Here is a 23,444-nt window from a genome sequence, read left to right on the forward strand (position 1 = left end):
CCTCAAGAGAGGCGCTTTTCTACTTGCTTAGCCCACCCACTTGCGCGCATTGCGGAACATGCGCATCCAGGGCGATTCGTCCGGCCAGCCCTCCGGCGCCCACGAATGCACGACGGTGCGCAGCACGCGCTCGGCGTGCGGCATCATCGCGGTGAAGCGGCCATCCTCGGTCGTGACGGCAGTCAGGCCGCCGGGCGAGCCGTTCGGGTTGAACGGATAGGTTTCGGTCGCCTGCCCGCGGTTGTCGACATAGCGCAGCGACTTGATCGCCGCGTTGACGTCGCCCGTCAGCGAGAAGTCGGCAAAGCCTTCGCCGTGCGCGATCGCGATCGGCGCCTGGGTGCCTGCCATGCCCTGGAAGAAGATCGACGGCGAGTCCAGCACCTCGACCATGCCAAAGCGCGCTTCGAACTGCTCCGACTTGTTGCGGGTGAACTTCGGCCAGGCGTGCGCGCCCGGGATGATCGACTTCAGGTTGCTCAGCATCTGGCAACCGTTGCACACGCCCAGGCCAAAGGTATCCTGGCGCGCGAAGAAGCCGGCAAAGGCGTCCGCAAGCTGCGGGTTGAACAGGATGGTCTTGGCCCAGCCTTCGCCCGCGCCCAGCACGTCGCCATACGAGAAGCCGCCCACGGCGATCACGCCCTGGAAGTCCTCCAGCTTCGCGCGGCCGGCGATCAGGTCGCTCATGTGCACGTCGATCGCGGCAAAGCCTGCCTGGTGCATCGCCCAGGCGGTTTCGATATGCGAGTTGACGCCCTGCTCGCGCAGGATCGCCACGCGCGGGCGCACGCCCGTCGCGATGAAGGGCGCGGCCACGTTTTCCTGAATGTCGAATATGAGCTTGGGCGTCATGCCAGGATCGCTGTCGTCGAGCAGGCGCTCGAATTCCTGGTCGGCGCAGTCCGGGTTGTCGCGCAGGCGTGCGATGCGCCAGCTGGTCTCGCTCCACAGGCGGTGCAGGTCGGCGCGCTTCTGGTGGTAGATCACCTTGGCGTCGCGCGTGAATTCCACCACGCCGCGGTCGTTGAGTTTACCGATGATGTGGCTGCAGGCGCCCAGGCCCTGCTCGCGCAGCACCGCCATCACGGCCTGCTTGTCCTCGCTACGCACCTGGACCACTGCGCCCAGCTCCTCGTTGAACAGTGCCCGCAGGGTCAGCTCGTTGCGGCGCTCGGCCACCTGCCCGGCCCAGTTCTTGGCATCGCCCCAGTCGGCGCCATGGCCGTCTTCCATGGCCAGGATGTCGAGGTTGACGGACACGCCGGCGCGGCCGGCAAAGGCCATCTCGGCCAGCGTGGCGTACAGGCCGCCGTCCGAGCGGTCGTGGTAGGCCAGCAGCTTGCCGTCGCGGTTGAGCTGCTGGATCGCCACGAAGAAGGCTTTCAGGTCCTGCGGCGCGTCGATGTCCGGGACGCTGTCGCCCAGCTGCTGCGTGACCTGCGCCAGTGCGGAGGCACCCATGCGGTTCTTGCCGCGGCCGAGATCCACCAGGATCAGCGCGGTCTCGCCAAGATCGGTGCGCAGTTGCGGGGTCAAGGAACGGCGTACATCCGCCACGGGGGCGAAGGACGAGACGATCAGCGACACCGGCGACACCACGGCCTTGTTCGCGCCGTCGTCGTTCCAGGTGGTGCGCATCGACAGCGAATCCTTGCCCACCGGGATGGACACGCCCAGCGCCGGGCACAGTTCCATTCCCACGGCTTTCACGGTGTCGAACAGCGCGGCGTCCTGGCCCGGCTGGCCGCAGGCCGCCATCCAGTTGGCCGAAAGCTTGATGTCGGAGATGTCGTCGATCGCGGCGGCGGCGATGTTGGTGATCGCCTCGCCCACGGCCATGCGGCCCGATGCCGCGGCGTCGATCACGGCCAGCGGGGTGCGCTCGCCCATCGCCATCGCTTCGCCCACGTAGCCCTCGAAGGACATCGCGGTGACGGCGCAGTCGGCCACCGGCACCTGCCACGGGCCGACCATCTGGTCGCGCACGGTCAGGCCGCCGACCGTGCGGTCGCCGATCGTGATCAGGAAGGATTTATCGCCCACTGTCGGCAGCAGCAGCACGCGGCGCGCGGCTTCTTCCAGGTCGATGCCGGTCAGGTCCACGGCCGGGAAGCTGTAGGTCACGTGCTCGACCTCACGCAGCATCTTCGGTGGCTTGCCCAGCAAGACGTTCATCGGCATGTCGACCGGCGAGACGCCGCTCGACTCCTGGTCGATCACGCGCAGCTGGCGTTCCTCGGTGGCGGTCCCGACCACCGCATACGGGCAGCGCTCGCGCTCGCACAGCGAGGCAAACTTATCGAGGTCCATCGGCGCGATCGCCAGCACGTAGCGCTCCTGCGATTCGTTCGACCAGATTTCCTTCGGAGCCATGCCGCTCTCTTCGAGCGGCACCTTGCGCAGGTCGAACAGCGCGCCGCGCTTGGCGTCGTTGACGATTTCCGGGAAGGCGTTCGACAGGCCGCCGGCGCCGACGTCGTGGATCGAGATGATCGGGTTGTCCTCGCCCATCTGCCAGCAGCCGTTGATGACTTCCTGGGCCCGGCGCTCCATCTCCGGGTTGCCGCGCTGGACCGAATCGAAATCGAGGTCGGCGGTATTGGTGCCGGTAGCCATCGACGAGGCGGCCGAGCCGCCCATGCCGATGCGCATGCCCGGGCCGCCCAGCTGCACCAGCAGGCTGCCGACCGGGATCTCGTCCTTGTGGGTGTGGCTGGCCGAGATGCTGCCGATGCCGCCGGCGATCATGATCGGCTTGTGGTAGCCGTAGACGGTGCCCTGGCCGCCGGCCGCGCCGACATTCTGCTCGTAGGTGCGGAAGTAGCCGCCCAGCACGGGGCGGCCGAATTCGTTGCTGAAGGCGGCGCCGCCGAGCGGGCCCTCCGTCATGATCTGCAGCGCCGAGGCGATGCGTTCCGGCTTGCCGTAGACGCTGTCGGCGCGGCCGGCTTGCCCGCCCGTTACGTCCGAGCCGTTTTCCCATGGGCGCTGGGCGCCGGGCAGGTAGAGGTTCGAGACCGTGAAGCCGGTCAGGCCGGCCTTGGGCTTGGCGCCGCGGCCGGTTGCGCCTTCGTCGCGGATCTCGCCGCCGGCGCCGGTGGAGGCGCCCGGGAACGGCGAAATCGCGGTTGGGTGGTTATGGGTCTCGACCTTCATCAGGATGTGGGTCAGGTCCGTTGCGGGTGCATATTCGTGCCCGGCGCCGCGGGGGAAGAAGCGCGTCACGCTGGCGCCCTCGATGATCGAGGAATTGTCGCTGTAGGCGACCACGGTGCCGCGCGGGTTCAGCTGGTGTGTGTTCTTGATCATGCCGAACAGCGAGCGGTCCTGCCTGACGCCGTCGATGATCCAGTCGGCGTTGAAGATCTTGTGGCGGCAATGTTCGCTGTTGGCCTGCGCGAACATCATCAGCTCGACGTCGGTCGGGTTGCGCGCCGCCTTGGTGAAGGCTTCGTTCAGGTAGTCGATCTCGTCCATCGACATCGCCAGGCCCAGCTCGGTGTTCGCCCTCAGCAGCGCCTCGACGCCCTGCCCCAGCACGTCCACGGTTTCAAGCGGCTTGCCTTCCAGCTCGTCGAACAGGCGCGAAGCTTCGCTTGCGGAGCGCAGCACGGTCTCGGTCATGCGGTCGTGCAGCAGGCTAGCTACGGCCGCGAGCTGGTCGTCGGCAAGCTTCTTCGGCGCGCCGATACCGGTGCCGAGCAGGCCGCCCTTGAGCACAACGGTATAGCCGACGCCGCGCTCGATGCGGTGCACGTGCGCCATGCCGCAGTTGTGGGCGATGTCGGTGGCCTTCGAGGCCCACGGCGAGATCGTGCCCAGGCGCGGGATCACGAAGAATTCCTCGGTCACGCCTTCGTACAGGGTCTGGGCCGCCGTTTCGCCGTAGGTGAGCATGGCGGTGAGGCGCTCGGTATCGGCGGTGGTCAGCGGTGCGCTGGCGTCGATGAAGTGGAAGAAGCGGGCCTGGACTGCGGCAATCGATGGGGCGACGGCTTGGAGTTGCGACAGGAGGCGTTGGCTACGGAAGGCGGACAGGGCATTGGAACCCGGCAGAATCAACATGGCTGAGAAGTCGGTTGATGCAGCGTCGCTGCTTGGGTGGAAGATAGCCCGCCATTATACAGTGTTGCATTGCAGCGTTGCATTCCAGGCAGCCGTGGCCTTGTAGTACGGACATTTCTTGATCCTTCTGGAACTTATCGGTATTGTAACGGGACCATAATTACAAAAGGTGCGCCGCAAACTCGCGCGCGCCCAACGGGGAACGAGAGCGAAGATGCAAGAGAATGCCAACCTGTCGGTGCTGGTGGTCGACCCGAACCCGGGCATGCGCGCCAGCCTGCAGAACATGCTGAACCAGGCCGGCATCACCAAGGTCGAGTCCGCAGTCAATGCCAGCACCGCGATCAAGCAGCTGGGCAAGCGCAGCTATGACGTGATCCTGTGCGAATACGACCTCGACGGCCCCGGCGGCGACGGCCAGGACGGCCAGCAGCTGCTGGAAGACCTGCGCCACCACCGCCTGATCACCGCCTCGACCATCTTCATCATGCTCACCTCCGAAGGCGTCTACGGCAAGGTCGTGAGCGCGGCCGAACTGACCCCGACCGACTACGTGCTCAAGCCCTTCACCGTCGACATGCTCAGCGGCCGGATCAAGCGCGCGCTCGAGCGCCGCACCGCCCTGCTTCCGGTGTGGCAGCTGGCCGCGCAAGGCAAGCCACGCGACGCGATCCGCGCCTGCACCACGGCCGCCCTCACCAGCCCGCGCTACGCACTCGACTTCCTGCGCCTGAAGGCCGAGCTGCACGTCTCGGTGGGCGAACACCTCGAAGCCGGCGCCCTCTACCGCGACGTGCTGGCCGAGCGCCCGCTGGGCTGGGCCGGCCTCGGCCTGGCGCGCACCATGGTTGCGCAAGGCAACTTCGAGGAGGCGCGCGCGACCCTCGAGCACCTCGTGCAGGGCAACCCGCGCCTGATGGGCGCCTACGACCTGCTGGCGCGCTGCCACGCACAGCTCGGCGCCAGCAGCGAGGCGCAGAAGATCCTGGAAGAAGCCGTGGCGATCTCGCCGCACATGGTGCGCCGGCTGCGCAAGCTGGGCGAAGTCGCGCTGGAGAACGGCGATGCGGAAGCGGCCGAGAAATCCTTCAAGCAGGTGGTGAGCAAGGCGCGCTATTCCGAATTCCGCGACCCGGAAGACCATGTGAACCTGGTCAAGGCCATGGTCACGCGCGGCGACGTCCAGGGCGCCGGCGGCGTGATCCGCGACCTGGAGCGCTCGCTGCGCGGCAACGCCAACGTGGACGCCTGCAAGGCCTATTCAAGCGCCCTGCTGCACGAAAAGATGGGCAATATCGGCGCCGCGGTCGCCGAGCTGCAGATGGCGGTGAGCGCCACCCGCGCCAGCAGCGGCCTGTCCTCGAACCTGAAGATCGGCCTGGCCCAGGCCTGCCTCGAGCACCAGATGGACGAGCAGGCTTCCAACGTGATGATGACGGTGATGCATGACGCCGCGAGTCCTGTCACGGTGGACCAGGCCATCGGCGTATTCGTGCGCGCCGGCCGGCCGGACCTGGCCGACGGCATGGGCCAGCAACTGCGCGCGCAAGCCCAGATCCTGCTCGGCGTGGCCGACGAGAAGCGCAACATGGGCGACGTGCGCGGCGCCGTGCAGACCCTGATGGAAGCGCTGCATATGGCGCCCGGCAACCAGCAGGTCATGGTGGCGGTGGCCGGCGGCATCCTGCGCCAGGTGAACGAGCTCGGTTGGGACCACGCCCTGGGCGAAGTCGCGCACGAGCAGATCGAGCGGCTGCGCGCGCTGGACGCGAACCACCCGCGCCTGGCGGCGCTGGCGGAGGAATTCCAGCAGGCCAGGCGCAAGTACGGTATTTCGGGCTGAGCCAAATGCGGCCCGCTGCGCTTGCCGCAGCGGGCCAGCCCCGGCTTACGACTTGTACTTCACGCTGCAGCCGTAAGGGCGCGTCACCGCCTGCTTGACGTTCTCCCCTTTCACGACCGACTCCATCGCGCTCTTGAACAGCGGATCGGCCTTCGCGATATCGTCGGCCTTGGGCGAGGCGATGCTGTCGATGCCGCCGGCATAGCGCAGGATGCCCTTGGCGTCGATCACATACATGTGCGGCGTGGTGCGCGCGTCGTAGGCCTTCCCGATCGTACCTTGCGGGTCGAGCAGCACGGCCGTCGGCGCAGCCTGGCGGCTGGCGGTCAGCTCGTCGGCCCTGGCGCCGGCGACATGCCCCTGCTCGCCCGGCGCCGAGGAAATCACGCTCAGCCACACCACGCCGGCAGCTTGTGCCTGCTTTTGCAGGTTCTGCATGTTCGAGGCGCCGTAATGCTTCTTCACGTAAGGGCATTCGTGGTTGGTCCATTCCAGGACCACGACCTTGCCCTTGAAATCGTCCAGCTTGTGCTGCTTGCCCTTGCTGTCGACGGCGACAAACGACGGCGCCGGCTGGCCGACCGCGGGTGCGGCCAGCGCCTGGGTCGACACGAACAGGCAGGCTGCCAGGGCGGTGGTGCGCAGCATGGCGCGGCGTGGATAAGCGTTCATGGAATGCCTCTTTCAAAAAAAGTGAATCGGAAGCCGGACGGCGCCGGCAAGGACCAGCTAGTACTGCAGGGACTCGGTCACGATGGCCTGGGTCAGCACCGGCGGCAAGACCACCGGCTCCTTTCCGGGCGCATAAAACGCGTAGAACGGCAGGCCGTCACGCTGGAAGGATTGCAAGAAGGCGGTGATGGCCGGGTCGCGGTTGGTCCAGTCCCCCTTCATGTAGACCACCTTCTTCTCCCGCATGAGCTGCTGCACGGCAGCGCTGGACAGGGTCGTGCGCTCGTTGACCAGGCAGGTGATGCACCAGGCGGCAGTCATGTTCACGAATACCGGCTTGCCCTCGGCGCGCAGGCTGGCCAGCCGCGCGGCGCTGTAGGGTTCCGCATTCGCCGCCTGCTGGGCAGGCGAGGCAGACGGCGGCTCAAGCGCATGCAGGACCGCCATCAGGCCGAGCAGGCCGGCCAGGCCCAGCAGCGCTCCGCCACGCGGCCACCAGGCTTTTCTTGCGCCCTGCTGGCCCAGACCCACCAGCCAGGCGACCAGGCCCACCAGCACGGCCCCGGCCAGGGCCGTGCGCAGGCCCGCCTCGCCCGCCTGCTGGGTCAGGACCCACAGCAGCCAGGCCGCGGTTGCGTACATCGGGAAGGCCATCGCCTGGCGCAGCGTGATCATCCACTTGCCGGGCCGCGGCAGGCGCTGCGCCAGCGCCGGGAACAGTCCCAGCAAGAGGAAAGGCAAGGCCAGGCCGAGGCCCATCATCGCAAACACGATCACGCTCACATAGGCCGGCGCCACCAGCGCCGAGCCGATCGCCGCGCCCATGAAGGGCGCGGTGCAGGGCGTCGCCACCACCACGGCCAGCAGGCCCGTGAAGAAGCTGCCGGCATGGCCCTTCCGCTCTGCCAACTGCTGCCCGGCGCCGGCCAGCGAACCGCCCACCTCGAACACGCCGGACAGGTTCAGGCCGATCGCCAGCATCAGCCAGCACATGGCGGCCACGAATAGCGGCGACTGGAACTGGAAGCCCCAGCCGACGGCGCTGCCGCCGGCGCGCACGGCCAGCAAGGCCATCGCCAGGGCCATGAAGGCGGCCAGCACGCCCAACGTGTAGTAAATGCCTGACCAGCGCACCTCGCGCCGATCCGTGCCGGACATGCCGGCCAGCGCCGTGGCCTTGATCGCCAGCACCGGGAATACGCAGGGCATCAGGTTCAGGATCGAGCCGCCGATGAAAGCAAACACCGCCATCTGCCACAACGGCAGGGTGGCAGATGGCGCAGTGGTGGCGGCCGTACCCGCGCCGGCGGCCGGCTCCAGCACGAACCAGCGCCGTTGGCCGCCCCCGTCTGTGACGGCCAGCAAGCCGGGCGACGCGCCCGGCGCATAGCCTTCGGCCTTTGCCAGCTTCAGGCGCAGCTCGCCCTGCCCTGCCTGCAGGACTTGCGGGGCGGCGTGGTCGACCACGCCCCAGCGCTCCGGGAAAAACAGGGCCGACCGCACCGACTGCGCGGAAATGCCCGCGCCCTGGACCAGCAGCTCCAGGTTCGCCCCGCCTGGCGACAAGGTGGCTTTCCATGGCGCCGCCTGCGGCCGGCGCGCATCGGCGATACCGAAGGCCGCCAGCAAGGCCGCATCGGCCGGGCACGGCGCCGCTTCCACCGGCAGGCTTAGACGGAACTTTCCTTCTTCGGGAATGCATTCTTTTTCGCACACCACCCAGTCGGCATCGGCTTCGATCACGAGCTGGCCTCCTGGCCGCGCGTCCTGCGGCACGGTCAAGCCCATCGGGAACACGATCTCGTTCTCGTAGCCATAGCTGGCAACCGGCCCGATGATGAAACGATCGGGCCCCGGCCAGTCGATCTCGCCGACCGACGCGCCTTGCGGCAGCTTGAAGGCGATGTTCGGCGGCGAGCCTGCGTCGCCCGGATTTTTCCAGTAGGTGTGCCAGTGCGGGGCCAGGCGCTGGCGCAGGCCGATGCGCAGCTGCTGGCCCGGGCTGACGGCCGCATGCTCGCTGATGAGCGTCACCGTGGCGCGCGGGCTGCGCTGGGCATTGCTTTCCGCCCCCAGGGCCAGCGCGGGAAGCAGCACTGCCAGCAGCACTGCGGCCAGGGCCTGGCGGCCATACCGACCTGCGGTGATAAGAAATCGGTGCATGAACATATGTATGTGTTGTGGGCGCCGCCGAGAAAGAACACGTCGCACTATCCTAAACCAAGAGGCGATGCTTGCGCTACAGCGCCGACGCGCCGTGGCCGCAAGCATCGCCGATCGCGGGGCAGTTCTCGGTCAGTCGATGCTGACTTCCTTGCGGTTGTCGCGCGAGACCCGGTCGATCATCTTGTTGTAGGGGTCGACGCCGACCTCGAAAGGCTGCTCCTTGACCGTCACGTTCACCACCGGATTGTCGGCCGACAGGACGCGCTTTTCCAGCAGCAGCACGCGCTCGTCGGCTTCCCTGGCGCCCTTGGCGCGGGCGAAGATCCCGATCTCCACCGGCTCGTCGTAGGCGCGCGCCGTTTCCTTGCCCTTGCCGTCGGCCTCCATCTTGGCCAGGTGCAGCTTCATGCTCACGTCCCACTGGCCGTCGGGCCGCTTGTTCGCGCTGGCCTCGAGCACCCGGTTATCGTAGAAGACGATCTTCTCGAACAGGTCGGCGATCAGGGCCTGCTTCGATGGCGGCGCTTCGGCGCGGATATATTCCAGCAGCTCGGCGGACGTCGTGAACGGCGACTCCTGGTAGCCCTTGTCCTGCAAGAAGCGCTTCAGTGCCCGGTTCAGCGCTTCCTCGCCGATCTCGTCGCGCAGGCGATAGAACACCAGGCTGCCCTTGCGGTAGTGGATGTAGTCCTGGTTTTCCACCCGCGCCAGCGGCAGTTCCTCGATGCTCTCGGCGCCGCGCGAGCGCAGGTAGCGATCGAGCTCGTGGCGCAGGAAGCGGCGCATCTTGTCGCGGCCGTATTCCTTCTCCATCACCATCAGCGCCGAGTACTGCGACAGCGATTCGATCAGCATGCTGGCGCCCTGCACGTTGGCGGCGGTGACCTGGTGGCCCCACCACTGGTGCGCCACTTCGTGGGCGGTGACGTAGAAGACGTAGTCGATGTCTTCCTTGTCGCGCAGGTCGGCGATGAAGCCGATCGATTCCGAGAACGGGATCGTATTCGCAAACGATTGGGCGAAGGTGCTGTAGTTCGGGAACTCCAGGATGCGCACCTGCTTGTGCTGGTAAGGCGTGAACCGGGTGCTGAAATAGTCCAGCGCCTTCTGGGTGCCCGCGATCATCCGGTCGACGTTGTAGGTGTGCTTCGGGTCGTGGTAGACCTCGATCGGGATGCCGCGCCAGTGGCCCTTCTTCACCTGCCAGTTGGCCGACAGGTAGGCGAAGAACGGCATCATCTTCTGGTCCATCTTGTACTGGTAGTAGTTGCGGCCACCCGCCTTCCACGATTTCTGCAGGTAGCCCGGCGCCAGTGCGATCTGGTCGGCGCTGGTCGAGACCGTGGTCTCGAAACTGATCCAGTCCGCCTCGCCACCGAACATCGAGTTGGCACGGGCGGCCTGGTTTTCCAGCCTGGCCATGCGTTCGGGCTCGCCCAGGCCGCGCTTGCGGCGTTCGTTGCGGTCGGTGAGTTCAAAGCTCGGCTGGTAGCCGACCATCGGGAAGAACTGGCGGTTGTTGAAGAAGGTGCCGTTCAGGTTGATGGTGTCGGGCGTGCCGCCGTTCGTGAATCCCGGACGGCGCACGTCCACCGTGAATGCGAGCGGCAGGCGCGCGCCAGGCAGCAAAGGCTGGGCCAGTTTCAGGATCCGGAAGCCGGCCTCCTTGTCGTCCAGCTCGACCCGGTGCGCCGGCAATCCCGACAGGGTGGTGACGACGTCGGAGTTGAGCTGCAGGCGCAGGGTGTCGAGCGGCTGCGCGGTCTTGTTCTCGAACACGTAGCTGCCCTTGATCATCAGGCGGCGCTGTTCCGGATAGATGTCCACCGCCGCGCGCACGTCCGTGATCTTCGGATGCGGCAGGTCCTTGTATTTGCGGTAGGTCTTCTCGTACAGGGCCTGCTTGTCCATGCTCGTGTCGCCGGCTTCGTAGCGCGCCAGGGTGTTCGTGTTGTGGAAGATCCAGCCACCCACGCCGGCAAACGCGACCAGGCAACCCGCCAGCGCGGCGCCGGCGGGACCTTTCAAGCGGCGGCCTGCTTCGCGCACGCGGCTACGCCATTGGCTCGACAGTCCGCGCACCCAGAAGGCCTGGGCCATGATCAGCGCGGCGACCGTGAACAGGGTCCAGTACAGCGCGAACCAGGACCAGCCCGCGATGAAGTGGCCGAAGCCGTTCATGTCCGAGTACGGTGTGCGCGGCAGGCCGCCGATGTTGACCAGGTTGTGATCGAGGTGCACGACGCCCGCCACCACCTGCCACACCATCAGCACGATCATGAGCAGGTAGCCGATGAACTTGTTGTTGGTGACCACCTGCAGCACCACGGCGAACAGGCCCATGAACACATACGGCAGGCCGGCGATCAGGACACCCTTGAGGTAGACCAGCGGCTCGATGGGCGCGCCGCCCTTGACCAGCTGGATCGCGATGGCTGTCACGATACCGGTGAGCAGGAAGGCCAGCACGACACCCACCAGGGCCAGGCTCTTGGCCGCCAGCGGCGCCCAGTTCGGCACCGGCATCGCGTCGTTGACGTCGGCGATCTTCACCTGGCGCTCCTTGAAGATCAGTTCACCGGCATAGAAGGTCACGATGATAATGAGCAGGAAGTTGAAGCTGCCGTTCAGCAGCTCGACCATCAGGTGGGTCATCGGGTACACGGTGGTGCCGAAGATCTCACCCATCTGCGAGGCGGCGCCGACCATGTTCAGCACGCCGAACAGCAGCATGACGAGGAAAGGCACGCTCTTGAAGACCGCCACCGCATCGAAGGTAAAGATGTGCCAGGCCTGGACCCAGTGCGTCGCACGGGTAAAACGCGGCGCGATGCGCGGCAGGGCCAGCTGCGCCGCGACCGGCGCGCCGGCTGCCTGCAGCTTGGCCTTGCCGAACAGGCGCTTGCCGGTCCCGGCGCGCTGGGGCTTGAACAGCACCAGGGTCAGGCCGAACAGCGCGAGCGCCACCGCCCCCCACAGGACCCGGTTGGCCAGCATGTAGCCGGCGAAGTCCGGCAGGCCGGCGTTGGCTTCGGCGGTGGAGAAATAACGCGTGGCGCGGCCGAGGGCACGGATACCGAAGGGATCGGCCAGCACGGCGACCCACTCGTTGTTGATGTCCGCGGTGAAGTTACCGGCCACGATCCACAGCACGAAGAAGGCCAGTACGCCGACGTAGACCAGCATGATCGAGCGCGTGGTCGACGCCAGCAGCATCAACAGGGCGCCGACAAAGAACAGGTTGGGCACGACGATCACGCCCAGGGCCCACAGGTAGGCGCCAGCAGGGAATGGTCCCACGCGCTGGGTGTCGACCCAGGGCATCAGGGGGCCCAGCATCATGCCCACCACGACCAGGGCGAAGATCACCAGGCAGCCCACCAGGCCGGCGCAAAAACGGCCGATCAGGTAGTCGTGCTTTTTCATCGGGGTGGCGAACAGCATGTCGGAAATGCCCACTTCGCTGTCGCGCAGCACGGTCCCGGCAATGAAGATGGTGACGACGAACATCGACATCAGGCTGAACACGCCCAGCATCTGGGCGACGACGACCGGCGCATTGCGGTTGACGTTGCCGATGCTGCCGCCCACCTGGATCGCGTCGGTCGTGGACGCGCCAAAGGCGAGCGCCCCGAACAGCAGCGCGCAGACCCACAGCAAGGGCTGGCGCAGCTGGGTACCCAGCTCGAAGCTGAAGAATTCTCTCAACATGGCCGCTCCTTACGCCGTGACCGGAACGCCGGCCGCGGCCGCGGCCGGGGCCGTTGCCGACGCACGGCCGGCATGGCGGATCTGGAGGAAGTAGACGTCTTCCAGGTCCGGCTCGACGCTGCGGAAACCATCGTCCGGCTGCGATTCGGCGTACACGTTGATCTGCGGCTGGCCCGCCACCAGGCGGGTGGACAGCACGTTGAAGCGTTCCTGGTATTCAGCCAGCGCGTCCTGGCTGACGGTGCGGCGCCAGACGCGGTTCTTCAGGGTGTCGATCGCGGCCTGCGGCTCGCCCTGCAGCAGTACCGTGCCCTTGGCGATCATGGCCATGCGCGGGCACAGGTCGGTCACGTCCTCGACGATATGGGTCGACAGGATCACGACCACCTGCTCGCCGATCTTGGCCAGCAGGTTCAGGAAACGGTTGCGCTCGTCCGGGTCGAGGCCCGCTGTCGGCTCGTCGACGATCACCAGGCGCGGCGCGCCCAGCAGCGCCTGGGCGATGCCGAAACGCTGGCGCATGCCGCCCGAATACGTACCCAGGCCGCGCTTCCTCGCTTCCCACAGGTTGGTCTGGTGCAGCAGGGCTTCGACCGCTTCCTTGCGCTCGCCCTTGCTCGCGATGCCCTTCAGGACGGCGAAGTGGTGCAGCAGCTTTTCGGCGCTGACTTTCGCATACACGCCGAAGTCCTGCGGCAGGTAGCCGAGCTGGCGCCGCAACGCTTCCTTTTCCTTCAGCACGTCCAGGCCATGGAAATGGATGCTGCCGCTATCGGGATCCTGCAGCGTCGCGATGGTGCGCATCAAGGAGGATTTGCCGGCGCCATTCGGTCCCAGCAGGCCGAACATGCCGTTCGGGATCTCGAGACTGACATCATTGATGGCCTTGACGCCATTGGCATAGGTCTTGTTGAGCTGCTTGATCGATAGCATCGGCTTGTTTCTCCAGGGTTTATATTCGGTTGTCGACCTTGTCGCGCAGGGGCGGACCCGGCAGATTATTTCCTTTCAGCTAATGTACCGTTAATAAAACGCAATGTCTGCATCATGTGACAGGCCGTCGAAAAGCGGGAATGGACGACGAGAATCGCGGTATATGCACAGGCCATAAAAGACCTGGTTGCCGCCTGGCTCAAGGCTTCCCGTACCCGCCACCCCCTGGCGTCTCGATCACGAACAGGTCGCCCGGCTCCATCCCGACCTTGCCGATATGCCCCAGCGTCTCGACCGTCCCGTCGGCGCGCACGACGGTATTGCGCCCGCGTTCGGCCGGCTCCCCGCCCGCCATGCCGAAGGGCGCGTGGATCCGGTTGTTCGACAGGATCGCCGCCGTCATCGGTTCAAGGAAGCGTAGCTTGCGCACGCCGCCGTTTCCTCCGTTCCAGCGCCCTGTTCCACCGGAGCCGTGGCGGATCTCATAGCTCTCCAGCCGCACCGGGAAGCGGAATTCGAGGATTTCCGGGTCGGTCAGGCGCGAATTGGTCATGTTGGTCTGCACGACGTCGGTGCCGTCGAAGCCCTCTCCCGCGCCCGAACCGCCCGAGATGGTCTCGTAATACTGGTAGCGCGCGTTCCCGAAGGTGAAGTTGTTCATGGTGCCCTGGCTGGCGGCCATCGCGCCCAGCGCGCCGTACAGCGCGTTGGTGATGCAGGTCGAGGTCTCGACATTGCCCGACACGACCGACGCCGGGTAATGCGGGTTGAGCATGGAGCCGGGCGGGATGATCACCTTCAGGGGCTTGAGGCAGCCGGCGTTGAGCGGGATCTCGTCGTCGACCAGCGTGCGGAACACGTACAGCACCGCCGCCATGCACACGCTCGATGGGGCGTTGAAGTTGTTCGGCAGCTGGCCGGATGTACCGGTGAAATCGATCTCGGCGCTGCGGCTGGCGCGGTCGACCCGGATCGCGACCTCGATGCGCGCCCCGTTGTCGAGCTCGTAGCTGTATTGGCCATCCTTCAAGGCCGAGATCACGCGCCGCACCGCTTCTTCGGCGTTGTCCTGCACGTGGCCCATGTAGGCGCGCACGACGCCCAGGCCGAAATGGGCGACCATCTTGTGCAGCTCTTCGACACCCTTCTGGTTGGCTGCTACCTGAGCGCGCAAATCGGCCATGTTCTGGTCCGGATTGCGGGCCGGGTAGCGCGCGCTGGTCAAGAGCCTGCGTGTTTCCTCTTCGCGCAGGATGCCGTCTAGGCCATCGACCAGCTTGAAGTTGTCGATCAGGACGCCCTCCTGCTCGATGTGGCTGGAATCCGGCGGCATCGAGCCCGGCGTGGTGCCGCCGATATCGGCGTGGTGGCCGCGCGAGCCGACGTAGAACAGGATCTCCCGGCCTGCCTCGTCGAACACCGGCGAGATCACCGTGACGTCCGGCAGGTGGGTGCCGCCGTTGTAGGGATCGTTGAGCATGTAGACGTCGCCCGCACGCATGCGGCCCGCGTTCTCGCGCATCACGGTCTTGATGCTCTCGCCCATCGACCCCAGGTGCACCGGCATGTGCGGCGCGTTGGCCACTAAATTGCCGTCGGCGTCGAAAATGGCGCAACTGAAGTCCAGCCGTTCCTTGATGTTCACCGAATAGGCCGTATTCTGCAGGCGCAGGCCCATCTGCTCGGCGATCGACATGAACAGGTTGTTGAAGATCTCCAGCATGACCGGATCGGCCGTGGTGCCGATGGCGCGCCGCTCGGGCAGCGCGTCGACGCGGGTGAGCACCAGGTGATCGTGCGGCGTCACCTGGGCCTGCCAGCCCGGCTCGACCACCGTGGTGGCATTGGGTTCGGCGATGATCGCCGGACCGCGTACGATGTCGCCCGGCTTGACGCCGCCGCGCAGGAAGACGCCGGTATCGTGCCAGGCGCCGCCGCTGTACATCGGCACGGTCTCGTTCGGCGCGGGCTGCGCGCCGCCGGAACCTGCCACCGGCGCGGCGTTGACCGGCGCGTCGGCCCGGCCGATGGCTTCGACCGATACCGCTTCGACCACCAGGCCGCGCGCAGGCATCAGGAAGGAGTAACGGCGCTTGTACGCCGCTTCGAAGGCCGCCTGCATCGCCTGCGCGTCGCCGAACGGCACGACGATGGCCGAATCCGTCCCTTCGTAGCGCAGGTGCACGCGCTGGACCAGTTCAATGCGTTCCGGCAGCACGCCCTGTGCCAGCAGCTGGCCGCGGGCCGCGTCGCCCAGCTGGGCCAGGCGCACGCCCAGCAGGTCGGCGCCGGCCTCTTTCAGGCGCAGCTCGACCGCCTGCTCGCGCATCGCGCTCTGGTCGGCCAGGCCCATGCCATAGGCCGACAGCACGCCCGCCAGCGAATGGATGAACACCGTCTTCATGCCCAGCGCGTCGGCCACCAGGCAGGCATGCTGCCCGCCCGCCCCGCCGAAACTGGTCAGCGCGTAGTCGGTCACGTCGTGGCCGCGCTGCACCGAGATCTGCTTGATGGCGTTGGCCATGTTGCCGACCGCGATCTGGATGAAGCCCTCGGCCACCGCTTCCGGCGCCGGCCTGCTGCCCGTAGTGGCCGCGATCTCGTCGGCCAGGGCCGCAAAGCCCGCGCGCACGGCCTCCACGTCCAGCGGCTCGTCGCCGCGGGCGCCGAACAGTCGCGGAAAATGGCGCGGCTGGATCTTGCCCAGCATGACGTTGCAATCGGTGACGGCCAGCGGCCCGCCGCGGCGATAGCTGGCCGGGCCCGGGTTGGCGCCGGCGCTGTCCGGGCCCACGCGGTAGCGGGCGCCATCGAAATGCAGGATCGAGCCGCCGCCCGCCGCCACCGTATGGATGCTCATCATCGGCGCACGCATGCGCACGCCGGCCACCTGGGTCTCGAACACGCGCTCGAACTCGCCCGAGAAATGCGACACGTCGGTCGAGGTGCCGCCCATGTCGAAGCCGATCACGCGCTCGAAGCCGGCCAGCCGGCTGGCGCGCACCATGCCGACGATGCCGCCGGCGGGCCCGGACAGGATGCTGTCCTTGCCCTGGAAGGCGCGCGCATCGGTCAGGCCGCCATTCGATTGCATGAACTGCAGGTTCACGCCGGGCAGGTCGCTTGCTACCTGGTCCACGTAGCGGCGCAGGATTGGCGACAGGTAGGCGTCGACCACGGTGGTGTCGCCCCGTGCGACCAGCTTCATCAGGGGGCTCACTTCGTGCGATACCGACACCTGGGTGTACCCGATCTCGCGTGCAATGCGCGCCACGGCCGCCTCGTGCTGCGTGTAGCGGTAGCCGTGCATGAACACGATGGCCAGCGAGCGCAGGCCGCGGTCCCAGGCGGCCTGCAGCGCCGTGCGCGCGCCAGGTTCGTCGAGCGGCATGACCACCTCGCCGTGCGCACCCATGCGCTCGGCGATCTCGATCACCTCGCCGTAGAGCAGCTCGGGCAGCACGATGTGGCGGTCGAACAGGCGCGGCCGGTTCTGGTAGGCGATGCGCAGCGCGTCGCGAAAGCCCCGTGTAATGGCCAGCACGGTGGGCTCCCCCTTGCGCTCGAGCAGCGCATTGGTGGCGACCGTGGTGCCCATCTTGACGGCCTCGATCTGCCCGGTCGGCACCAAGCCCTCCCCCGCAACGCCCAGCAGGTGGCGGATGCCGGCGACCGCGGCGTCGCGGTACTGCTCGGGATGCTCGGACAGCAGCTTGTGCGTGACGAGCTGTCCGTCGGGCGTGCGCGCCACGATATCGGTAAAGGTGCCGCCGCGGTCGATCCAGAACTGCCAGTCCATATCCATACTCCTGCCGATGCTGTTGACCCGAGATTGTAGCTCGGGCGCGCGACCGTGTTGGCGAAAATGCAGCACAATTGCCGGCATGGACAATCACCTCTACACCGTGGCGCAGCTGCGCGCCATCGAAGCCTCGGCCTATGCCGAACTGCCACCCGGAACCCTGATGCGGCGCGCCGGCGCGGCCGCCGCCAAGTTCGCCATGCAACTGCTGGGCGAGCGGCGCGACAAGCCGGTGCTGGTGCTGGCCGGGCCCGGCAACAATGGCGGCGACGCGCTCGAGATGGCCGCCATCCTGGCCGATGCCGGCATCGACGCCCTGGTGCTGCACCTGCCGGGACAGCGCGACGCCTCCAACGAGACCGCCAGCGCGCACGAGCGCGCCCGCGACGGCACGGTCGGCTTCGTCGACATGCTGCCGCCCGATGGCGACTGGGGCCTGGTGGTGGACGGCCTGTTCGGCATTGGATTGAGGCGCCCCATCGACGACGAGTACCGCGACGCCGTCGCCTCCTTGTCCAGCGTGCGCTGCCCCATCCTGGCGCTGGACGTGCCGAGCGGGCTCGATGCCGACACCGGCGCCGTGATCGGCCCGGACGGCATTGCCGTGCGCGCCACGCATACGATCACCTTCCTGGGCGACAAGCCGGGCCTGCACACGCTCGACGGCAGGGATTACGCCGGCCTGGTGCACGTGGACACGCTCGGGCTCGGGCCGGAGCACCTGCCGCCATCGACCACGCGCCTGGGCACCGACGACGTCTTTGCCCACCTGCTGGCGCCGCGCCGCCACAACACGCACAAGGGCAGCTTCGGCGACGTGGCGATTATCGGCGGCGCCCACGGCATGGCCGGGGCGCCGGTACTGGCCGCGCGCGGCGCCCTGCTCGCCGGCGCGGGACGGGTGTTCGTGGCGATGATCGACCCCGGGCCGACATACGACAGCGTGCAGCCCGAGCTCATGTTCCGCCCCGCCGACGAATTCGACCTGGACCAGCGCACGCTGGTCGTCGGCCCCGGCATGGGCGGCTCGGCCGGCGCGATGCGCCTGCTCGCCAGGGCCCTCGACAGCGACAGCCCCCTGGTGCTCGACGCCGACGCCATCACGCTGGTCGGCGCCAGTCCCGACCTGCTGGGACGCGTGGCCGCGCGCACTGCGCCGACGGTGCTCACGCCCCATCCGCTGGAAGCGGCGCGCCTGCTGGGCCAGGACGCGGGCGCCATCCAGGCGGGGCGGCTGGACGCTGCGCGCGAGATCGCCGTGCGCACGCAGGCCACCGTCATTCTCAAGGGTTCGGGTTCGGTCATCGCGCGACCCGATGGCGAAGTGGTGATCAACCCGACCGGCAACGCCGGGCTGGCCACGGCGGGCAGCGGCGACGTCTTGGCGGGGATCTGCGGGACCTTGCTGGCCCAGGGCTGGCCGGCGTGGGAAGCGGCCCTTGCGGGGGCCTGGATCCATGGCGCTGCGGCCGACCTGCTGGTGGCCAATGGCGTGGGGCCGATCGGCATGAGCGCCGGCGAATTGCCCGCGGCGGCGCGGGCGGTGCTCAACATGCTGGTGGCGGAGGCCGCCGCCGGGGGAACTTAAACCAGACGGCCGGCGGCGATGGTGATGGTGCGCCCGCAGCGCGCCGCCATGGCCGGGTCGTGCGTGACCAGCACGAGGGTCGAGCCGCGCTCGCGGTTCAGTTCGAACATCAGGCCGATGATCGATTCGCCGGTGGCCGCGTCCAGGCTGCCGGTCGGCTCGTCCGCGAACAGCAGCGGCGGCTCGGTGACGAAGGCGCGCGCCAGGGCCACGCGCTGCTGCTCGCCGCCCGACAGGTATTTCGGATAATGCTTGAGGCGGCTGGCCAGCCCGACCCGGCCCAGCATGGCCTCGGCCTTGGCGCGGGCGTCGCCGTCGCCGCGCAATTCCAGCGGCAGCATCACGTTTTCCACGGCATTGAGGTGGGCCAGCAACTGGAAGGACTGGAACACGAAGCCCAGCTTGGCCTTGCGGAACGCGGCGCGGCCGTCCTCGTCTAATGCAAAGATATCGGTGCCGTCGAGCAGGACCTTGCCGCCGGATGGGGTATCCAGGCCGGCAAGCAGGCCCAGCAGCGTCGATTTGCCCGAACCCGAGGCGCCGACGAGCGCGAGCGTCTCGGCCGGTTGCACGGTAAAATCGATGTTTTGCAGGATGGTGAGTTCGCCGCTGGCGTCCGCCACCCGCTTCGAGAGGCCGCTGACTTCAATCGCAGGCGGCTGCCCTGCCGGCCTTGCGGCATTCGTCGTTGCACCACCCTTGGAAACCTCGGAGTTATCACGCATGCTAGCTGTTCTTAAAAAATGTTCTGTCGTTGCGGTCCTGACGCTGGCAGCGTCGGCGAGCGCCTATTCTGCACCAAAAACGGTGCTCGTGGTGGGCGACAGCCTGTCGGCCGAATACGGCATCGCGCGCGGCGCGGGCTGGGTGGCCCTGCTCGAGCAGAAGATGAAAGCCGAAAAGATCCAGGCCTCGGTAGTCAATGCCAGCATCAGCGGCGAGACCACCATCGGCGGGCGCACCCGCCTGCCGGCCCTGCTCGACCAGCACAAGCCCAGCATCGTCGTGATCGAACTGGGCGCCAACGACGGCCTGCGCGGCCTGCCGGTGGCCTCGGCCGAGAGCAACCTGCGCGCCATGGTCGACATGGCGCAGAAGAAGAACGCCAAGGTCATGCTGGTGGGGATGCGCATGCCGCCGAACTACGGCCGCGCCTACACCGAGAGCTTCTTCAACATGTTCAAGAAAATCTCGGCCGACACCCGCTCGCCGCTGGTGCCCTTCATGCTCGAAGGCGTGGCCGACAAGCCGGCGCTGTTCCAGCAGGACCGCCTGCACCCGCTTGCTGCCGCCCACCCGATCATCCTGAACAACATCTGGCCGCAGTTCGCCACCCTCGTGAAGAAACAATGAAATACCCAGCCGTCCTGACTTTTGCCGACATCCTCCCCGAACTCGACCGCTTCGACGCCATCATCGACGCGCGCAGCCAGTCCGAGTTCGCGCTCGACCGCATTCCCGGCGCGCTGAACGCGCCCGTGCTGGACGACGAACAGCGCATCAGGGTCGGCACCCTGTACAAGCAGGTCGGGGCGTTCGAGGCCAAGAAGGTCGGCGCTCCGCTGGTTGCCGCCAACATCGCGCGCCATGTCGAAGCCCTGTGGCTTGAAAAACCGAAGGACTGGAAGCCGCTGGTCTACTGCTGGCGCGGCGGCAACCGCAGCGGCTCGATGGCCCACATCCTGGCCAAGATCGGCTGGCCGGTGATCCAGCTCGATGGCGGCTACAAGGCCTATCGCGCGCACGTCGCCGCCAGCCTGGAGACCCCGCCCGACCTGGACTTCCGGGTCGTCTGCGGCACCACCGGCAGCGGCAAGAGCCGCCTGCTCGAGACCCTCGACAGCCTCGGCGCCCAGGTGCTCGACCTGGAGCGCCTGGCCGCCCACCGCGGCTCGGTGCTGGGCCACCTGCCGAACGAGCCCCAACCGAGCCAGAAGATGTTCGAGAGCCTCATCTGGGACAAGCTGCGCCGCTTCGACCCGTCCAAGCCGGTGTTCGTCGAATCGGAAAGCAAGAAGGTCGGCAACCTGCGCGTGCCGGACGCGGTGATGCAGCGCATGCGCGCCTCGACCTGCATTTCGCTCTCGCTCTCGCGCGAGAACCGCGTGCGGCTCCTGATGGAAGACTACGATCACTTCTGTGCCAATCCGGATGCGCTCAACTCCCAGCTGGACCACCTGGTGCAGCTGCACGGGCGCGCCAAGATCGACGCCTGGCATGCGATGGCCAAGGGCGGCGCCATGCCCGAACTGGTGGCGCAGCTGCTGGAAGAGCATTACGATCCGGCCTATCTGCGCTCGATCGACCGCAATTTCGTGCAGGTGGCCAAGGGCGAAGTCGTGGAATTGAAGGATATCGCGCAAGACGATTTCGTGAAGGCGGCGCGCAGCTTGCATGCGGCCTAGGGACGGGGTCCACAGGAGTCGCGGCGATTCGCAAGCTGGTTGAACGCGTGGGCAGGGAACCTGCCCACCCTACGGGCGGCCGTCGACCCGCAGGGTGATCCCCACAAAACAAAAAGCCCGGCCTGCTCACGCAGCCGGGCTTTTTTTATACGCTGAGAATTACTGCGCGTCGGTCTTCACACCCAACTGCGACGGCTGCACATTGACCTTGGCCTTGGCCTTGGTCTTGAGCGCTTCGACGTAGTTGAACATCTCCGACTGGCCCACCAGGGTCGCGATCTGCTGCGCTTCCTGCTTGCGGCGGTTCGCGTCCGGCTGGGCAGGCTGCGTGATCTTGCCGATGCGGTAGACGCCGTAGCCCTGACCCGGCACGTCGACACCGACATAGGCCGGCAGCTTGGTGGCGTCGGCCTTGAGCACCGCAATCGCCGCGGTGGTGTTGATGGCCGGCTCCTTGGTGCGCGAGACCAGCTTGGCTTCGCCGAAACCGGTCGCGTCGCCCGATGCCTTGGCAGCGGCGAGCTTGGCTTCGCCGGCCTGGCGTGCCAGGCGCGCCGCTTCTTCCAGCGTCACGCGCTGTCGGATGGCGGCGTCGACTTCAGCCAGCGGACGCTTGGCAGCCGGCTTGAATTCGACCACGCGGCCGGCGACCAGCACGCTCGGCGCGACTTCCACGGCTTCGGTGTTGCGCTTGTTCTTGACCGCATCGGTGCCAAAGATCGCGGCCAGGAATTTCGGGTGGTTGAACGGCGCCTGGGCCATCTGCGGGCTCGGGGTGCGGGTCAGCGCGTCAACGGTCTCGATCTTCAGGCCCAGCTTGTCGGCGACCGGTTTCAGGCTTTCCGACTGCTCGTAGACCATGTTGGTGAAGACTTCGGCCAGCTCCGAATACTTCTTCGACATCTTCTGCTTCTTCAGGTCGGCGGCGATCTGCTCTTTCGCGGCTTCCAGCGGCTTTTGCTCGGCCGGCTTGATCGCGGTGACCTTGATGATGTGGTAGCCGAATTCGGACTGCACCAGGCCGCTCGTCTCGCCCTCTTTCAGCGAGTAGATCGCGTCTTCGACAGGCTTGACGAAGGCGCCCTTCTCCACCACGCCGAGGTCGCCGCCGGCCTGGGCCGAGCCCGGATCCTGCGACTGCGCCTTGGCGATCTCGGCGAAGTTGGCCGGGTTCTTGCGTACTTCCGCCAGCGCCGCTTCGGCTTTCGCCTTGGCCGCTGCCTGGTCGGCCGGCTTTGCATCGCGCGCCAGGTTGATCAGGATGTGGCTGGCGGTGCGCTGCTCCGGCGTCGTGTAGCTCTTGACGTTCTTGTTGTAGTACTCGGCCACTTCGGCGTCGGTGACCTGGGTCTGGCTGGCGACGACGTCGGCGTCGAACACCACGTATTCGGCCTTGACCTGCTCGGGCACGGTGAACAGCTGGGCGTTCTTGTCGTAATAGGCCTTGACCATCGCGTCGGTGACTTTGACCTGCGGCAGGTAGGCGGCGACCGGGAACAGCAGCTCCTGGACTTCGCGTTCCTGGTCGTTGATGTCCGACAGGCGGGTCGCCACGCTGCGCGGGGCGAATGCAGTCGCCTCGATCGAGCTCGAGATCTGCTGCACGGCCAGGTCGCGGCGCAGGCGCTGGTCGAACATCGCCGGCGTCATGCCCTGGGCGGCCAGGGCCGACTTGTACTGTTCCATGTCGAAGCTGCCGTCCGGCTTGCGGAAGGCCTGGATCGCCAGGATGTTCTTTTGCAGGGCGTCGTCGCTGACGGTGACGTTGCCGCGTGCGATTTCCGCCGCGACGGCGCGTTCGGCCACCAGGTTGTTCAGGATCGCCTGCTTGGCTTCCGGGGTCTCGAACAGCTTCTGGTCGAACTGCGCACCCATCATGCGGCGCGCCTGGTCGATCTGGCGGCGCTGGGCTTCTTCCCATTCCTGCTGGGTCACCTTCTGTCCGGCGACGGTCGCCACGCTGGCGGCCGCGTCGCCGCGGTCCTGGTAGCTCTCGACACCGACCAGCACGAAGGACGGCACGATGATCACGAGCAGCAGGCCCTGCATCACGCGCTTGTTATTACGAACAAATTCAAACATGGTCAGCCATTCCAAACATGTTAAAAAAAAAGGCGAACTCGCGTTCGCCCCTTCTTGTTTCCCGTTCAGTGTTCACACTGCCGGGTACTTCTGAATTCTGGCGGAGCGGACGGGACTCGAACCCGCGACCCCCGGCGTGACAGGCCGGTATTCTAACCAACTGAACTACCGCTC

12 protein-coding genes are annotated in these 23,444 nt (G+C 66.9%); 4 read left to right on the forward strand and 8 right to left on the reverse strand.

The features are described from left to right. Positions 1 to 27 precede the first annotated feature (27 nt). Positions 28 to 4,068 carry a phosphoribosylformylglycinamidine synthase gene (purL, locus tag AC3XQU_RS21720; RefSeq protein WP_489876239.1) on the reverse strand — a complete coding sequence of 1,347 codons (4,041 nt, stop codon included), beginning with the start codon at positions 4,066 to 4,068 and terminating at the stop codon, positions 28 to 30. Positions 4,069 to 4,282: 214 nt separating this feature from the next. On the opposite strand from purL, the gene AC3XQU_RS21725 reads away from it, so the two are divergent. After that, a complete protein-coding gene (locus AC3XQU_RS21725; RefSeq protein ID WP_489876240.1) occupies positions 4,283 to 5,911 on the forward strand; it encodes a tetratricopeptide repeat protein in 1,629 nt (542 codons plus the stop codon). A 45-nt stretch (positions 5,912 to 5,956) separates the two neighbouring features. Here AC3XQU_RS21725 and AC3XQU_RS21730 read toward each other — a convergent pair whose 3' ends face one another. The 5 genes from AC3XQU_RS21730 to AC3XQU_RS21750 all read right to left on the reverse strand — a co-directional run bounded on the left by AC3XQU_RS21730 (position 5,957) and on the right by AC3XQU_RS21750 (position 17,192). Beyond that, complete coding sequence (locus tag AC3XQU_RS21730) at positions 5,957 to 6,583, reverse strand: redoxin domain-containing protein (RefSeq protein WP_489876241.1); 627 nt, start codon at positions 6,581 to 6,583, stop codon at positions 5,957 to 5,959. A 57-nt stretch (positions 6,584 to 6,640) separates the two neighbouring features. Beyond that, positions 6,641 to 8,746 (reverse strand): protein-disulfide reductase DsbD family protein, encoded by a 2,106-nt coding sequence (locus AC3XQU_RS21735; protein ID WP_489876242.1) that lies wholly within the window; start codon positions 8,744 to 8,746, stop codon positions 6,641 to 6,643. Between the two features lie 132 nt (positions 8,747 to 8,878). Beyond that, on the reverse strand, positions 8,879 to 12,460 hold the full coding sequence (locus AC3XQU_RS21740; protein ID WP_489876243.1) for a M1 family aminopeptidase: 3,582 nt from the start codon (positions 12,458 to 12,460) through the stop codon (positions 8,879 to 8,881). 9 nt (positions 12,461 to 12,469) lie between these two features. Next, the gene (locus AC3XQU_RS21745; protein ID WP_489876244.1) at positions 12,470 to 13,393 is read right to left on the reverse strand and encodes an ABC transporter ATP-binding protein; all 924 of its coding nucleotides are present in this window, start codon (positions 13,391 to 13,393) and stop codon (positions 12,470 to 12,472) included. A gap of 199 nt (positions 13,394 to 13,592) precedes the next feature. After that, positions 13,593 to 17,192, reverse strand: a complete 3,600-nt coding sequence (locus tag AC3XQU_RS21750) for a hydantoinase B/oxoprolinase family protein (protein ID WP_489876245.1) — start codon at positions 17,190 to 17,192, stop codon at positions 13,593 to 13,595. Positions 17,193 to 17,277: 85 nt separating this feature from the next. Here AC3XQU_RS21750 and AC3XQU_RS21755 point away from each other — a divergent pair, with 85 nt between their 5' ends. Next, on the forward strand, positions 17,278 to 18,783 hold the full coding sequence (locus tag AC3XQU_RS21755) for an NAD(P)H-hydrate dehydratase (RefSeq protein ID WP_489876246.1): 1,506 nt from the start codon (positions 17,278 to 17,280) through the stop codon (positions 18,781 to 18,783). Here AC3XQU_RS21755 and AC3XQU_RS21760 read toward each other — a convergent pair. After that, a complete protein-coding gene (locus AC3XQU_RS21760) occupies positions 18,780 to 19,508 on the reverse strand; it encodes an ABC transporter ATP-binding protein (RefSeq protein WP_489876247.1) in 729 nt (242 codons plus the stop codon). The genes AC3XQU_RS21755 and AC3XQU_RS21760 overlap by 4 nt on opposite strands. On the opposite strand from AC3XQU_RS21760, the gene AC3XQU_RS21765 reads away from it, so the two are divergent. Both AC3XQU_RS21765 and mnmH read left to right on the forward strand, forming a co-directional pair. Further along, entirely contained in the window at positions 19,507 to 20,136 is a 630-nt protein-coding gene (locus tag AC3XQU_RS21765) for an arylesterase (protein WP_489876248.1), read from the forward strand. The genes AC3XQU_RS21760 and AC3XQU_RS21765 overlap by 2 nt on opposite strands. Continuing rightward, positions 20,133 to 21,188 (forward strand): tRNA 2-selenouridine(34) synthase MnmH, encoded by a 1,056-nt coding sequence (mnmH, locus tag AC3XQU_RS21770; RefSeq protein WP_489876249.1) that lies wholly within the window; start codon positions 20,133 to 20,135, stop codon positions 21,186 to 21,188. The genes AC3XQU_RS21765 and mnmH overlap by 4 nt, the downstream gene beginning before the upstream one ends. 159 nt (positions 21,189 to 21,347) lie before the next feature. Here the strand turns inward: mnmH and AC3XQU_RS21775 are convergent, their stop codons facing one another. Then, positions 21,348 to 23,270, reverse strand: a complete 1,923-nt coding sequence (locus AC3XQU_RS21775; RefSeq protein WP_489876250.1) for a SurA N-terminal domain-containing protein — start codon at positions 23,268 to 23,270, stop codon at positions 21,348 to 21,350. Positions 23,271 to 23,444: the final 174 nt, after the last annotated feature.

The organism is Telluria sp. AZSoR62, from assembly GCF_058111565.1.

Coding starts and splice junctions, on each gene's coding strand:
- purL (WP_489876239.1), bottom strand. CDS start 4,068: ATGTTGATTCTGCCGGGTTCCAATGCCCTGTCCGCCTTCCGTAGCCAA.
- AC3XQU_RS21725 (WP_489876240.1), top strand. CDS start 4,283: ATGCAAGAGAATGCCAACCTGTCGGTGCTGGTGGTCGACCCGAACCCG.
- AC3XQU_RS21730 (WP_489876241.1), bottom strand. CDS start 6,583: ATGAACGCTTATCCACGCCGCGCCATGCTGCGCACCACCGCCCTGGCA.
- AC3XQU_RS21735 (WP_489876242.1), bottom strand. CDS start 8,746: ATGCACCGATTTCTTATCACCGCAGGTCGGTATGGCCGCCAGGCCCTG.
- AC3XQU_RS21740 (WP_489876243.1), bottom strand. CDS start 12,460: ATGTTGAGAGAATTCTTCAGCTTCGAGCTGGGTACCCAGCTGCGCCAG.
- AC3XQU_RS21745 (WP_489876244.1), bottom strand. CDS start 13,393: ATGCTATCGATCAAGCAGCTCAACAAGACCTATGCCAATGGCGTCAAG.
- AC3XQU_RS21750 (WP_489876245.1), bottom strand. CDS start 17,192: ATGGACTGGCAGTTCTGGATCGACCGCGGCGGCACCTTTACCGATATC.
- AC3XQU_RS21755 (WP_489876246.1), top strand. CDS start 17,278: ATGGACAATCACCTCTACACCGTGGCGCAGCTGCGCGCCATCGAAGCC.
- AC3XQU_RS21765 (WP_489876248.1), top strand. CDS start 19,507: ATGCTAGCTGTTCTTAAAAAATGTTCTGTCGTTGCGGTCCTGACGCTG.
- AC3XQU_RS21760 (WP_489876247.1), bottom strand. CDS start 19,508: ATGCGTGATAACTCCGAGGTTTCCAAGGGTGGTGCAACGACGAATGCC.
- mnmH (WP_489876249.1), top strand. CDS start 20,133: ATGAAATACCCAGCCGTCCTGACTTTTGCCGACATCCTCCCCGAACTC.
- AC3XQU_RS21775 (WP_489876250.1), bottom strand. CDS start 23,270: ATGTTTGAATTTGTTCGTAATAACAAGCGCGTGATGCAGGGCCTGCTG.